Source organism: Methanocorpusculum labreanum Z (assembly GCF_000015765.1).
In the GTDB taxonomy this organism is placed as follows: Archaea; Halobacteriota; Methanomicrobia; order Methanomicrobiales; family Methanocorpusculaceae; genus Methanocorpusculum; species Methanocorpusculum labreanum.
The window spans coordinates 1,194,798-1,209,465 of the sequence record NC_008942.1; the positions used below are offsets into that span (position 1 = coordinate 1,194,798).

At 48.9% G+C, this 14,668-nt stretch carries 14 protein-coding genes; 9 read left to right on the forward strand and 5 right to left on the reverse strand.

Annotated features, from left to right (window positions below; all coding sequences use genetic code 11):
- Positions 1-95: 95 nt before the first annotated feature.
- The 3 genes from MLAB_RS09715 to MLAB_RS06190 all read right to left on the reverse strand — a co-directional run bounded on the left by MLAB_RS09715 (position 96) and on the right by MLAB_RS06190 (position 1,608).
- Positions 96-329: a hypothetical protein gene (locus tag MLAB_RS09715; RefSeq protein WP_048062071.1), complete on the reverse strand. Its 234-nt coding sequence runs from the start codon at positions 327-329 to the stop codon at positions 96-98.
- Positions 330-424: 95 nt separating this feature from the next.
- A complete protein-coding gene (gene tpiA / locus MLAB_RS06185) occupies positions 425-1,090 on the reverse strand; it encodes a triose-phosphate isomerase (RefSeq protein WP_011833544.1) in 666 nt (221 codons plus the stop codon).
- Entirely contained in the window at positions 1,090-1,608 is a 519-nt protein-coding gene (locus MLAB_RS06190) for a multiprotein bridging factor aMBF1 (protein ID WP_048062268.1), read from the reverse strand. Before MLAB_RS06190 ends, tpiA begins: the two co-directional genes overlap by 1 nt.
- A 189-nt stretch (positions 1,609-1,797) precedes the next feature.
- Here MLAB_RS06190 and MLAB_RS06195 point away from each other — a divergent pair, with 189 nt between their 5' ends.
- The 3 genes from MLAB_RS06195 to MLAB_RS06205 all read left to right on the forward strand — a co-directional run bounded on the left by MLAB_RS06195 (position 1,798) and on the right by MLAB_RS06205 (position 5,017).
- On the forward strand, positions 1,798-3,066 hold the full coding sequence (locus MLAB_RS06195; protein WP_011833546.1) for a proteasome-activating nucleotidase: 1,269 nt from the start codon (positions 1,798-1,800) through the stop codon (positions 3,064-3,066).
- A gap of 717 nt (positions 3,067-3,783) precedes the next feature.
- The gene (locus MLAB_RS06200; RefSeq protein ID WP_011833547.1) at positions 3,784-4,587 is read left to right on the forward strand and encodes an ATP-grasp domain-containing protein; all 804 of its coding nucleotides are present in this window, start codon (positions 3,784-3,786) and stop codon (positions 4,585-4,587) included.
- 28 nt (positions 4,588-4,615) lie between these two features.
- Entirely contained in the window at positions 4,616-5,017 is a 402-nt protein-coding gene (locus tag MLAB_RS06205) for a hypothetical protein (protein WP_011833548.1), read from the forward strand.
- A 50-nt stretch (positions 5,018-5,067) separates the two neighbouring features.
- Here the strand turns inward: MLAB_RS06205 and MLAB_RS06210 are convergent, their stop codons facing one another.
- Positions 5,068-5,358: a UPF0058 family protein gene (locus MLAB_RS06210; RefSeq protein WP_011833549.1), complete on the reverse strand. Its 291-nt coding sequence runs from the start codon at positions 5,356-5,358 to the stop codon at positions 5,068-5,070.
- A gap of 120 nt (positions 5,359-5,478) precedes the next feature.
- Between MLAB_RS06210 and MLAB_RS06215 the strand changes: the two genes are divergently transcribed.
- The 3 genes from MLAB_RS06215 (at position 5,479) to MLAB_RS09855 (ending at position 9,083) form a co-directional block, all read left to right on the forward strand.
- A complete protein-coding gene (locus MLAB_RS06215; protein WP_011833550.1) occupies positions 5,479-7,101 on the forward strand; it encodes a putative manganese-dependent inorganic diphosphatase in 1,623 nt (540 codons plus the stop codon).
- Positions 7,102-7,158: 57 nt separating this feature from the next.
- On the forward strand, positions 7,159-8,754 hold the full coding sequence (locus MLAB_RS06220) for a TIGR03768 family metallophosphoesterase (protein ID WP_187146105.1): 1,596 nt from the start codon (positions 7,159-7,161) through the stop codon (positions 8,752-8,754).
- 167 nt (positions 8,755-8,921) lie between these two features.
- Entirely contained in the window at positions 8,922-9,083 is a 162-nt protein-coding gene (locus MLAB_RS09855) for a hypothetical protein (RefSeq protein ID WP_187146106.1), read from the forward strand.
- A 126-nt stretch (positions 9,084-9,209) separates the two neighbouring features.
- Here MLAB_RS09855 and MLAB_RS06225 read toward each other — a convergent pair whose 3' ends face one another.
- A complete protein-coding gene (locus MLAB_RS06225; protein ID WP_011833552.1) occupies positions 9,210-9,665 on the reverse strand; it encodes a very short patch repair endonuclease in 456 nt (151 codons plus the stop codon).
- Between the two features lie 246 nt (positions 9,666-9,911).
- On the opposite strand from MLAB_RS06225, the gene MLAB_RS06230 reads away from it, so the two are divergent.
- Genes MLAB_RS06230 through MLAB_RS06240 form a run of 3 tightly spaced genes read left to right on the forward strand, consistent with a single transcriptional unit; the run spans position 9,912 to position 14,190 of the window.
- On the forward strand, positions 9,912-12,071 hold the full coding sequence (locus MLAB_RS06230; protein ID WP_011833553.1) for an ATP-binding protein: 2,160 nt from the start codon (positions 9,912-9,914) through the stop codon (positions 12,069-12,071).
- Positions 12,071-13,159: a response regulator gene (locus MLAB_RS06235; RefSeq protein WP_011833554.1), complete on the forward strand. Its 1,089-nt coding sequence runs from the start codon at positions 12,071-12,073 to the stop codon at positions 13,157-13,159. The genes MLAB_RS06230 and MLAB_RS06235 overlap by 1 nt, the downstream gene beginning before the upstream one ends.
- The gene (locus MLAB_RS06240) at positions 13,132-14,190 is read left to right on the forward strand and encodes a DNA cytosine methyltransferase (protein WP_011833555.1); all 1,059 of its coding nucleotides are present in this window, start codon (positions 13,132-13,134) and stop codon (positions 14,188-14,190) included. Before MLAB_RS06235 ends, MLAB_RS06240 begins: the two co-directional genes overlap by 28 nt.
- The last annotated feature ends 478 nt before the right edge of the window (positions 14,191-14,668 follow it).

Here is a 14,668-nt window from a genome sequence, read left to right on the forward strand (position 1 = left end):
CTCCGCGAATTAACGCGAATCGCATTTTCCTTACGTTCGGGCACTCTGCTTCGGCTTATCGCCTACGCAGGAATCGCGCCCTCACTTGAAAAATGCTATCGGAAAAACCCGCCTGCGGGTTTTTCTGTTGTTTCATTATATTTCCAATTACACAAAAAAGAGAAGGTAACGAAGAGAAAAACCGGCACGCCGGTTTTTCCCCAGCATTTTTCCAGACGACGTGCGATTCCTGCGTAGGCGATAAGCCGGAGCAGAGCACGGTGGCGCAAGAAAAATGCGATTCGCGTTAATTCGCGGAGATTCGCGGTCAAATAATCTCTTGTGTCCATACCCAGTAATACTCTTCCCTAATTGAAGAGGGATTAACACCGCGTAAGTCCTATTAAAAAAAAGTATTTGAGCTTATTTGAGTAGTATTCAGGAATTATAAAAGGGACACCAGATCGCGAAGCACGGCCTCCGGATCCTTTGCCTTCACGACGCTGGATGCGAGCAGAACGCCGTCAGCTCCAAGATCGACCGCCGTTTTTACGCACTCGCCCGACTGGATGCCTGCACCGCAGAGGACCTTAACGTCCGAGCTGATCTTTTTCACTGCAGCAACCGAATTTCTGATGATATCGGGATCCGCTTTTGCGACCGAGATGCCCGAGCCGATAAGTTCCGGCGGCTCGACAGCCACATACGTCGGCGAAAACGCCGCGGCCGCTGCCGAAACGCCCACATTGTTCGTGCAGACCACCGACTCCAGATGATTGAACTTCGCCGCTTCGACGCATGCCTCAATCTCTGCGATCGTCAGTCTTCGTTCCGAGTGATTGATCAGCGACCCAACACAGCCGGCCGCCCGCACCGTGAATGCAGGGATCCGGCCGGTGAAAGCTCCTTCCACCGCATCGATGTGCTGGGCATACACCGGGATCTCGTAATGCTTGCAGAACGGGTGAAGCTCCACAAACTGCGGAGCGATACCGATAGTCACGCCCGACTCCTGCATCACAAGTTCGGCGGCCGAAGCTATCTGTCCTGCCGCATTGCCCGCTCCTTCGCGGTATGACTTGAAGTTCACCAGGATAAGCGGAGACGACATTACTTCCTCTTCACCTGAAGAACATCGCCGAGCGTGGTGGATGCGACGCCGCCTGCCTGAAGCTTGTCGTCGTCATCGGACACATCCAGAAGAACGATGCCGAGCTCCTTTTCGAGCTTCTTGCGTTCTGCCTCTGTCGGGGCACGCTCGCCGCGTTCGAACTTCTTGATGTCTCCTTCCTGCATCTTCAAAATGAAGGCAAGATCCTTCTGGGTATAGCCTTTGGCAAGACGGGCCGATGCGATCCGCTGGGGGTAATCCTCCACGATATCGCCCTCGATGAAATCGAACATATCCCGCTTGCGGTTCGCCTGCTGACTGGCCTGGGACGGCGACTTGGCCTTGGTCGTAATGACCGGGCGGCCGAACGACTGGACCGGAGCACGCGGTGCCTGGACCTCGGTCCCAAGCTTGGCGCACTTGTCGCAGACTCTCATCGGCTTTGCTCCCTCGATCTGCACCAGTTTGCCTTTCTTACTCAGTGCTACCCCGCATAACTCACAATATTCTGTCTGCATGATATACTCGCTCATCTATATTTTCCCTCGCATACATTAACCCTTTTCCTATCCGGCAATACTCTCTGTCGGTGAATGGACGGAAATGAGGGCGAAAACTGCGGGAAAAAATCCGCGGCATGCAAAATGTATCCTTTCGAAAGATACTTTACTGCATTCGTCAGATATACCAAACATAGGGGTATTTTTATGACTGAATCTGGGCAGGATGACAATCAGGATGTGATCACGCCGATCATCTCCGTCGAACCGGTTATGTCGTCGGATGAGCTTGCACAGCTCAGAAAAACCAACATTGCCCTGGAAAGCCGCAACTATGAGCTGCGGGAAACGGTCAGACAGCTCAGGCTGCAGGCGGCGGCAACGGAATCTGAAAGGGATCAGTATAAACGCGAGGCGAAACGGCTGAAAGGCGATCTGGAACAGTACCGCACCCCGCCGCTCGTGATCGGGACGATCGAAGCCCTCGCGTCGGATGAACGAGTTATTGTAAGGAGCACGACCGGGCCGCAGTTCCTCTCGAAGGTAAGCGAGACGGTCGACCCAAAAGAGATAATCCCCGGGAGACAGTGTGCCCTGCATCCGCAGTCCTTCGTCCTTATCGAGGTCCTGCCGAACAAATACGATACTCTCATCTCCGGCATGGAGGTCGAAACGGCGCCGAACGTCAGCTACGCAGATATCGGCGGACTCGAACTCCAGAAGACCCTCTTACGCGAAGCAGCGGAACTGCCGCTCCTGAAACCCGATCTGTTCGCAAAAGTGGGTATCGAGCCGCCGAAAGGCGTGCTTCTCGTCGGGCCGCCGGGAACCGGCAAGACCCTGCTTGCAAAAGCGGTATCCCACGAGACGAACGCCGCCTTCATCCGTGTCGTCGGCTCCGAACTCGTGCAGAAGTATATCGGCGAAGGGGCACGGCTCGTTCGGGAACTGTTCGCTCTCGCACGAGACAAGGCTCCCGCGATCATTTTTATCGACGAGATCGACGCGATCGGATCGTCACGAAGCAACGATGCCTACTCGGCAGGCGATCACGAAGTGAACCGGACCCTGATGCAGCTTTTGTCCGAACTGGACGGATTCAATACGCGGGGGAACGTGAAGATCATCGCGGCCACGAACCGGATGGATATCCTCGATCAGGCGCTCTTACGCCCCGGACGGTTCGACCGGATCATCGAGTTCCCTCTCCCTGATGAAGCGGGACGGGCAATGATCCTGGCGATCCACACGAAGAATATGCATCTTGCAAAGAGCGTCTCGCTTGAAAAGATCGCGGCCGAGACCCCGAACATGAACGGATCGGAGCTTATGGCGATCTGCGTGGAAGCCGGCATGAATGCCGTTCGAAACGGCAGGACGAGGGTCAGCGGCGAAGATTTCGCCAAAGCGATCGAGGCGGTCAGAAAGGGACGAACTGAGAAGATCATGCCCCTCCCTGACGGGATGTATTCATAATTTTTTTTATAATTTTTTTCGTACTTTTTTTGGTGGGTGCATCTTCGCACGTCATTGACTTGATCGGCTGAAGCCACCCACTGCGGGGCAAGCCCGCCCATCACACGAAATGCACGAAAAACACACAAAAACACGAAAAAGAAAAAGACGAGAGATGTGGGCATGCATATCATTCCCCCCTGCCATCCACACGAAACTGTCGAAAATCAACGAAATTCACGAAAAGGGGGGCCGCGGTGAAGGGCAGATCAGTGGTATATCTTTTGACCTGCGTGCACGGTTGATATTTATTCGTATGGACCTGAAAATAAAAGTGTAATAACACGAAGAAAGTTAGTTGCCGTTTACATCCGTCCCTATCCCCCTTTTCGTGAATTTCGTTGATTTTCGAAAGTTTCGTGTGGGGGATAGGTTGGCTGCGAAGCTGACAACCTCAGTCGAGCAAGTCGATAGACTGGGGAGGAGACTGGGGAGGGGGTCACATGTATCTCGCCTCCCGGATTTTTACTTTTCGTGTTTTTGTGTGTTTTTCGTGCATTTCGTGTGATGAGTAGTACCACTCAATAAATCCATTACAAGAAACCTGGAAAAAGGAACAAGAATCATTCGCAACCACCCGCAAACATTTTCCATATTTTTTCACCGCAGGGCGTCACTTTAAAAGGGGTCAGCACTATCACGGCAGGCTTATTACATCGCCAAAGCAAACACAAATTAATGATTCATATTATCCCTAAACCGACCGATACTCCAACCGACAACTCCACCGGCATGGTCCAGGAAGAACTGAGAAGACGCGGCGTTCCGTTCGTCAACCTCGACCTTGCGGCCGTCGATCCGTTCGATCTCCCGGTGTTTGGAGAAACGATCTGGGCATGCGGGATAAAACAGGACGGCGTCCAGTTCGAACTTCTCAAAGCCCTCGAACTGGAAAACCACGTGATCAACTCCCCGGAAGCGATCGCGATATGCGCAAGCAAAGTTACGACGACCGCAAAGATCCTCCAGTCGGGAGCGCCGAGTCCGGCCACCTGCTTTACGAACAGTAAGGCAAAGGTCCAGAAGTTCGTCGATGCACACGGGGGGAAAGCCGTCTATAAACCGGTCTACGGATTCGACGGGAACGGGATCTATCTCTTCCACTCCGCCGATGAGATCAAAGAAGAGCCGCCCTACTACGTGCAGGAATACGTCAAAAACGACCGGGACTACCGGATCTTCGTCATCGATTATGAAGCAGTAGGAGCGATCAAACGCGAATCCCCGCACCTTACCCACAATATCCATCAGGGTGGATGCGGGCAGGCCGTCGAGATCCCAAAAGACATGGCTGAAGCCGCAGAGGGAGCGGCCCGGGCGGTCGGCATCGACTACTGCGGGGTCGATCTTCTGCCTCTCGAAGACGGCGGCTACACTGTTCTCGAAGTAAACGGCACTCCGAACTGGCACTGCATGACTGCACCGATCCCCAAACTTCTTGCCGATTATCTGATCCGCCAGGACAAAGAAGGCAGGAAATAATTAAATAATTCCCAACTCTATTTCTCATATGAACAAATCTCTTCTCACTCCCCTTATTATTGGGATCATTTTCCTCTGTATCGTCACCGCGGGATGTGTGACCACGTCTTTTGTAACCGGGTCGGAGACGCCGGACGTGGGCACGAATGCGCTTGACCCGATCTTTGGAACATGGACCGGACAGACCACCAACGCCGGAAACGCCGAGTATTACACGATGGTCTTCAACGAGGACGGAACCGGAAAAGTTACCGTAAAAAGCATGGGAACCGAACTGCCTTCCGACTTCACCTGGACCAAGTCGAGCAACTTAAACTACAATCTGTTCTTTACCGTCGCTGCATCCGGATTCTCCCAGCAGAACAAGCTCGTTATGAACAGCAACGAGCAGAGCTACACGGTGATCGGTATCGAGTTCGTCAAGAACTAAAAAAGATGAAAGAAAAGGCGGGTTATGGGGGGATCCCCGCCTGTTTTTATTTACTGTTCCTTTTCGGATTCCATTTCCTTGAGCGTGCGGTCGGCAAGCTCTTTCATGCGGGTCGGGATGCCGCGTGAGGAAATGGTCTCGATCTCTTTCATGGCTGCGGCGATCTCGGAGCCGAGAATGAAGATCGCATATTTGTGTTCGAGTTTGCTCCGGTTGACCATGTCCGGGGTAATTTTCAGTGCATTGTATTGGGGAAACTTCAGATCCGGGTTGATTGACTCGTAGTATACTTTGATGTCAAAAAATATCTGATGAAGCTCAAGTAGTTCTTCCTTGTGCATGATGCCAAATAGATAAGGGGTGAAATGTCTTAATAATTTGCGTGAGCGAAAAATCCGGCCGGAAAAAGTCTATCTTATTTACCGCCAAACTATACCCATATATCGTCAGGAGAGTCTCAGTTGAAGTCAATATATGTGATAGGCCACCGTCATCCGGATACTGACAGTATATGCAGTGCGATCGGATATGCGGCATTTCTGAACAGGGACGGGAAGGATACGTATATCGCGGCACGCTGCGGCGACCTGAACGCCGAGTCGAAGTACGCTCTCGCGAAGTTCGATCTGGAAGGTCCGGCCCTTGTCTTAAGCGTCGAGCCGTCGGTGGCGGATATTCCGTTCACGCACCCGGAGAGCGCGAATGCGGAAACACCGACGATCGACGTGATCGAGCTGATGGATAAGAACGATCTGCGGAATCTGCCGATCACGGATCCGAACGGGAACCTGATCGGTCTCGTGAGCGAGCACGGTCTTGCAAGAGCCTATGTCTCGAACACGAAGATGGAGACGCTCGCCGTTTCGCCGGTGAGCGTGGATACGCTCGCACGGATCCTGCACGGAACGGTGCGGGTGAAAAATCACACCGTCCTTGAAGGAGCGGTGTATATCTCGATCGACGCCCTGCACGTGATCCTCTCCCGCATCACGAAAAAGGATATCGCGATCGTCGGGGACGACGAGCCGACGCAGCTCGCACTGGTCTCGGCCGGGATCGCGGCCCTGATCATCGCGGATTCGGCACCGGTCGGGCAGAGGCTGCTCGCATCCGCCTCGGAAAAAGGCGTGACGGTGATCTCGACCGAGGTCGACGCGTTCGGGGTCGCGAAGATGATCCACTTAACACTCCCCGCCGAGACGATCATGACGAAGGATGTGCCGACCGTCCGTATCGCGGACACGATGGAATACGTGAAGCAAATCGTGTCGAACTCGAAGTACCGGACGGCCTGTGTGGTGGACGAGAACGACAAACTGCTCGGCACGATCTCCCGGAACTCGCTGATGGAGGACGTGGCGAAGTCGGTGATCCTGGTCGACCACAACGAGTACAGCCAGGCGGTCGAGGGGATCGAGACGGCAGACATCATCGAGATCATCGACCACCACCGGCTCGGGGCGATGGCGACCCTTCGCCCGATCCGGTTCGATATGGAGCCGGTCGGTTCGACCTCGACGATCGTAACCAGACGGTTCATGGAAGCAGGGATCAAGCCGGACAAGAACGTGGCGGGGATCCTGCTTTCGGGTATCCTTTCGGATACGCTCGGCCTGAAGATGTCGACGACGACAAAGCAGGACGAGGACGCGGTCCGCTTCCTCTCGGAGATCGCCGGGGTGGATCCGGCCTCCTACGCGAACGAACTGATCGCGGAAGGTATGTCGCTTTCGGGCGTTTCGCAGGACGAACTTCTCGAGAGAGACACAAAAGAGTATAACCTGTCCGGCAAACGGGTGATCATTTCGCAGATCCTTGTCCCGTCGTATGCATATGCGAAGACGAATGCCGACGCGATCTTTGCGGCGCTGGATGCAAAACTCCGGCAGCCGCATGCCCCGGACATCTATATCGCATTATATACCAGTGTCTCGGAGATGGGTTCGGATATGTTCACGGCGGCCGACGAGGCAACGATGCTTGCGATGAACTGGCAGAAGACCCCCATGCATCTGCCGGGGGTCGTTTCGAGGAAAAAGGATTTTGTGCCGCATTTCGGGCGAATGCTGGACTCAGTCTTCTAATTTTCACTTTTTATTTAGATATCCTCTTATAGCTGACACGGACATAATGCTATGATTATGTCACGCATTTTGGTAGTACTCATCGTACTATTCGCCGTGCTGCTGGTGTTTTCCAGCGGTTGTGTGAGTCAGATGGAATCATTGAACACAACGGAGCGTACCGTTGTCCCGGTCGATCCGGGAGCAAACCAGACCATTACGCCCGCAAATCTCAGCATGTACCATTACAACGGGTTCGGCGAATGGACCTACGGAGACGGCGTGCCGCTCACCGTACGGGACGATATCGCCGGCGGGATGAACGCTTCGGGTACGGGAACGGAGCTTCTTTCGTTTGCTACGATCTCGGATATCCACATCACGGATGAGGAGTCACCGCTTCAGGTGATCGCTCTCGGCTATCTCAGGCCTTTCCCTTCGGCATATTCCCCGGTCTCGATGTATTCGACCCAGGTTCTGAATGCCGCAGTAAAAACGATCAACAATATCAATAAAGAGAATAAGCTGGACCTTGTTCTCTCGCTTGGCGATGCGGCGAACAATGATCAGTATAATGAACTGCGCTGGTATATCGACGTTCTCGACGGAAAGACGATCACTCCGGTTTCGGGCGGAACTGCCGGGAAGGAGAATATCGATTACCAGCAGACGTTTACGGCGGAAGGCCTGGATATGCCCTGGTATCAGACGATCGGCAATCACGATGAGTTCTTTACCGGCGTGTTTGCAATGGATGAGAACCTCAGCAGTGTCCTCGTCGGCGATACGGTCGCGAATCTGCGGCTGGATGTGACGGTGACCGGAGACACGTCGCTTACCGGCTATTATATGGGTGTCTTTAACGGGTCGGACCCGAACGGGACGATCATCGATATGGGCAGTGTTTCCAGCTTTGCGTCGGCCCCGACCGTGATCGCGGATGCAAACCGTCACGCGATCTCGGATGACGGTGTCAGAATCGGGTTCATGCAGGAATTCCTGAATTCGAGTTCGCTTCCGTATGGTCACGGCTATACTGAAGAGATGATCGCGAATGATTTCGCGTGCTATTCGTTCGACCCGGTGGAGGGTGTTAGGATCATCATGCTGGATGATACAACCGAGAACGGCTCGACGATCGGCGATATCTGGGCACACGGCCGCGGTTCGCTTGACGAGGAGCGGTTTGCCTGGCTGAAGGCGGAGCTGCAGAAGGGACAGGAGGACGGCGTTTTGATGATCATCGGCGCACATATCCCGATCGCGACGATGGAGGAGGGAGCACCTTCCGGCTGGAGTCTGAACTCGGAAGTTTCCCAGACGGAACTGATCACGGAGCTGCAGAAGTATCCGAATCTGCTGATGTGGGTCTCGGGTCACAACCATATGAATACGATTCTGCCGATCGCATCGCCCGATCCGGCACATCCGGAGTACGGGTTCTGGGTCGTGGAGACGGCTTCGCTGAGGGATTTCCCGCAGGAGTTCAGAACGTTCGAGATCACGCGGTATTCCGATGAGCTTGTGGGTATCAAGACGGTGTGTGTGGATGTCGATGTGGAGGGAGACCCGCTCGCGGAGAAGTCCCGGTCCTATTCTATCGCGGCGGCACAGATGAGCGGGAAAACCGATGTCGGGATCGAGAATGCGGAGCTTCTCGTCCGGGTTAAGTGAACAGTCGGCTGAATCAATTCATACTTTTTTTCGATTGGGGTTTTGGGGAGTGGGACATTAAGTTTCAGCACACGAAATGCACGAAAGTAAAGACGAAAACACGAAACTATCTAAAATCAACTAAATGCACAAAAAACAAAGAGGGGGGATATTCTATTTTTGGACGCATGAGAAAAACCAACCGCGAATCGGCGCGAATCCGCCCTTCGGGCGAGAAGAATCGGATTTGCTATTCCTCACTTGAACTCGGCGGGTCTTATCGTCCCGCCGGTTCATCCCTCATCGGGAACGTTCGGGCAAATCCTGTCGCCGCCCCGGCGGCTCCTTGATTAGGGAGTAAAGATATCTTTTATTTCTGACTGGGGTGCGGGAAGGCGACTCCGGCGTGGAGCCCGACGCGGTGGAGAATCCTCATTATAGGATGCAGGAATGGAAACCGACCTATGGATTTTTGATTAGTAGAATATTTCGTCTGGATAGTCATCAGCAGGATAATCATCCCAAAGCAGCATTTCCTTCACTAATTCCTTGAGTTTATATTCCACATCGTTCCCAAGTTCACATTCCCAAATTACGAAAACCCGCCACCCCATTTCCCGAAGCTGTGCATAATTTCTCTCATCGCGTAATTTATTTTGTTGAAATTTAGCAATCCACCACTCCGTATTCGTTTTGGGAATGGTGGCACGTTTGCACCCCGCATGACCATGCCAAAAACATCCATTCACAAAAATGACGGCTCGATATTTGGAAAGAACGAAGTCCGGTTTTCCCGGAAGATCGGTCCGACATCGTCGATAGCCGATATGAGATTCCCTCAGATAGGAAGCAACGAGTTGTTCCGGTTTAGTTTTCTTTGACCGAACTCGACTCATCATCCAACTACGGTGTTCGGGAGTTACTCTATCCATGGTGAATTATTTATCGATTTGTTTGATTTTACTATGCTGCAAACATAACCACGTAAGCCGGGATTTCCCAACTCATCATAGCTTAATGCATATATCCATTAAACTCTATGCTGATAATATTCGTATTTCCAAACATAAGTGTGTTGACCACAACCGATTATCTATATGAAATTAGAGATAGAATGAAATATTATTCATCGACATATATTGTCGATTGATATATTCCCACTGAATCCGATGATTTAAATGATAAATGAAGAAACAATCCCCCTAAAAATCAGCCCAAGGGCATTCACTGCATTTGGAGCCGATCTCGTAACGAATGATAATATAGCCATTACCGAATTGGTGAAAAATAGTTACGATGCATTTGCCTACAATGTTGTGGTAGAATTTGGCGAAGATGAAGGAGGAGCGTACATCAAAATCATCGACGATGGACTTGGAATGACGCGTCAGGTAATCAAAGAGGTATGGGCTGTTCTTGCTACTAAACATAAAGTTAAAAATCCCCTTATTGAACGCGATGGCAAAATAAGGAAAGTCTCGGGAAACAAAGGGCTTGGTCGTTTTTCCGCAGCAAAACTTGGGAACACTATGGATATTTGGACGAAAAGTCCTGATGATGGATTTTTAAAGATAAAAATAAACTGGAAAAACCTCGTAGACTTCGATGATCTGGGTGAGTGTCAAATCACAATGGAAGAACTTAACGATACAGCCATCTTCCAGAATCCCGGTACCGTTATCCGAATTGGTGATCTAAATTCCATATGGAGTCCTGAGAAGATATTGGAGACAAAGGATAGTTTATCCCGTTTAATTGCCCCGTTTAAAAATATTGATAATTTTACTATCCAACTCAGATCATCCACTATAGAAGGGCCTGTTAATATAACTGCCCCTAAATTTATTGAAAAACCCCCATACAAAATTACCGGCAATGTCGATGCAATAGGGACGATACATTGGGAATACACATATTCCCCGACAAACATTAACCATAATCCAAAAACCAAAACTGGAATAATAAACTGGAATGAAGGTAAATTAGGATTTACGGGTTACCAGGAGCAACTCTCTCTCCAGGAATGTAGTGGTGAAATGGATTATTCATGCGGTCCATTCAGTTTTGAAATAAGAGTTTGGGATTTAGATGTGGAAAGCAGAGGAGAGATATCCGCACATTATGATATCGGAAAAAATGATATCAGACGTGCTCTAGCACAATACAAAGGGCTGTCAATCTATCGGGACAATATTCTCGTTCTTCCTAAATCCGATGCTTCAAAAGATTGGTTGGGGATCGATTTACGTAGAGTTAGCAGAATCGGTAAACGAATCAGCACGAATCAAATCATTGGCATAGTAAACATAAACTCAAAGGATAATCCAGAACTAAAAGACACAACCGATCGTGAAAAATTAATGGATACAAAAGAGTACAAGGAGTTCATCAATCTTCTTGGCTCAGTCATCAATGAACTGGAAAATTTACGATCTTTGGACAAAACCAGGGAATCGGAAACAAGCAGTAATGGGAAAAAACCCCTAGTGAATCTTTTCACGAGTTTATCTGCAGAAAGATTGGTCGGGAAAGTCGAACTTGCAGTAGAAAAAGGGGAGGATAATAAACAAATTTTAAAATACGTCAATGAATTCAACAATGAGAACAGAGAGAACTTAGATGATTTGCAGAAAAGAGTAACGTATTATGCACAAACCGCCTCGTTAGGTTCTGTGGCAACAGTTATTCTCCATGAATTACTTAATGGAATGAATGCCATTATAAGATTTATCAAGCGTGTTGATAAAACGTGTTCCCCATTAGAAACCAAGACTCGTGAGGCCCTCAATGATGCTTCAGAGAGTCACGCACGGTTGGTTGATCTAGCACGGACTTTTTCCCCATTGGTCAGAAAAGATTTGTATAAGGCAGAATATAAATGCCTTGTGCGTGAAACGGTGGATAAGAGCATCCGTCTTATTCGTGCCGGAGATAATGCACAAGGAGTTGTGATTAATAATTATCTCCCTAATAACATTCTCCTCCCAATCCATGAAGGATTACTGCAAACGATATTTATCAACTTGCTCGACAATGCCTGCTACTGGATTCAACAGAATGGTCAAGAAAAAACAATCGATATAACGGCAAAAATAATAGATGACAACCAAAAAATAAAGATATTTGTTAGTGATACCGGCGTTGGGGTTTCGGAAGAAGAGTCTGAATGTATATTTGAAGCAGGAGAAACGTCAAAATCCCAGGGATTCGGTATGGGATTGGTTATTGTGACTGAAATTTTAAGTTATTATGGCGGGAAAGTTGGGGTTCTGTTTCCAAGCTTATCAAGCGGAGCGACATTCGAAATTTGCATCCCGCTTGCAAAAGGAGCTGAATAATGAAAGTTCTTATTGTTGATGATCAACAGGCAACCGTTAAAGGAATCCGGGATTATTGTGAGGATCAGGGGTGGATGTGCTGCATTATAGAGACATTCGAGAATAGTTATGAAAAACTTACCGATTACAATCCCGATGTTGTCATCCTTGATTGGAAAAATCAGGAAACAGGTAGTTATGATGGAGAAGATATTCTTAAAAACATATGGGAAAATAGTTTCAGACCGGTTATAGTTTTTTCAGCAATGCCGCTCAGCGATTTAGAGGGAAGGTACAATCATCGTTTAATTAAAGTGATACAAAAAGGAGATGAGGAGCCGGTTATTCAATATCTCGAGAACATTAAGACCACCGCTCCCGTCCTTTCAACAATTAGAACAGATTTTAACGACGCGATGACTCATGCATTGAATATTTTTGATGCAATTGATCAGACTCCCAATATTGAGGAGCGAGTCCAAAAATATGTCTTTGCAAAACGTGTTTTATCGCATTTCAGTCAGAAGATAGATGATGCTCAATTACCGCCTTGGACTCAATATCTCTGCCCCCCAATATCTACATCCTTGTGCACCTGTGATGTAGTTAGATGTATCAATGAGAATAGCAACCCGATAGGAAAACCGGAAGAATACTTCGTAATCCTTACAGCATCTTGTGATATGGTGGATTCCAAGACCCAAACACCGAAGGTGAAAAATGTGTTATGCGCACAATGTTGTCCGAAAGAGTGGTATTATCAAAATGGTCAGTTTCAAGAAGGTACATCACGAAAGAAAATAGCCGCAAGCGTTGAAAAGAGTCTAAAAATGGGTTATACAAATGAATACCGTGTTGCTCTTCCAGAAATGCCGAGAATATTGCCGCATCTCACTATCGATCTGAAACAGATTATGCTCATCCCACTAACTGAAATTGCTCTCAGTCAGATGAACATTAATTCCGAGCAACACAAATATTACAGAATAACCTCAATTGATAGTCCATATAGGGAACAGATCGTTTGGGCACATATGTTAAATTCATGTAGACCCGGAATTCCAGAGAGAGATCTAGAGACATGGACAAATCACATAGCACCAAGTTAATTGCAATTGATTTTTTTTGTGGCGGGGGCGGAATTACCAAAGGGTTGTCCGATGCCGGGATTAAAGTACTGGGAGGTATCGACATCTCGCCCGATTTAAAGAGAACGTATGAAGAAAATAATCATAATAAATTCGTAAATTTTGATATTCGAACGATCTCCGGTAGTAATATATACAAAGAATTTCCTGAAATCGAGGGAGATGAAGATAATTTGCTTCTTGCCGGCTGTGCTCCGTGCCAACCCTTCAGTAAACAGCGTAGAGCAAATACCGAACACGTCGATAAGGATTTGCTCACGGAATTCGGACGTATAGTAAAAGATGTATTGCCCGCTCACCTTCTTATAGAAAATGTTCCGGGATTGATGAAAAAGGGTCATTCAGTTCTCGAAAATTTCTTAAAAATACTGGATGAGTGCAACTACTCATACGACTACAAAGTAGTTAATGCAAATGACTACGGCGTTCCTCAAAAAAGAAAACGATTGGTTATTATTGCATCTCGATTCTTCATCCCAAAGATTCCCGATGGAGAATATGGTCCGAATAATTCCGGTAAAAAACCATATGTGACCGTAAGAGATGCTATTCTTTGCTATCCGCCAATACAGGCAGGAGAATCGGCAGATAGCGTGCCAAATCATTCAGCCGCATGCCTTAACGACAAAAACTTGACGCGTATTCGGGCAACTCCTCACGATGGAGGGGATAGACGAGCTTGGTCATCCGAATTAGTCCTCGATTGTCATAAAGGAAAAACCGGTCATACGGATGTATACGGACGAATGGCATGGGATGACGTTGCCCCGACGCTTACGAGCCGCTGTGCGAGCCTTTCAAACGGGAGATACGGTCATCCGGAACAAGACAGGGCAATTTCTCTGCGTGAAGCAGCCGCACTTCAAACATTTCCAGACGACTATATTTTTTACGGCAACAATGTATCCATTGGAAAACAGATCGGAAATGCCGTTCCCGTAAAACTCGCCGAGGTATTCGGGGAATATATCCTTAGTAACAGTAAAAAATAAGATTTCGTTTTTGAACTTTTCCAGCCACACTAAAAATAATGTGATGTACATCACATAATTTCCACGAATTATGTGATGAAACCCACACGATTATTTTAAAGACCGAATATTCACGTGCGGATGAATTCCCATAACCGTTCATATACCTCGAAAATAAGATTTCTCCACCGCAGTCACGCCCCGCATCCTGAATCAAAAATAAGAGATATCTTTACTCCCTAAGCAAGGAGCCGCCGGGGCGGCGACAGGATTTGCCCGAACGTTCCCGATGAGGGAGGAGCAAGACTGCAAAGCAGGCTTGCGAGAGTGAGGAACAGCAAATCCGATTCGTCTCGCCCGAAGGGCGGATTTGCGCCGATTCGCGGTGGGATTTCTCTTGTGTCCGCACCCAGCCATACCCTTCCCGAAACGCGGTAAAATATCCCACATACCTCCGTTCCATGTAACTAACCTATTGCTTAAACAAAGCACAACCATC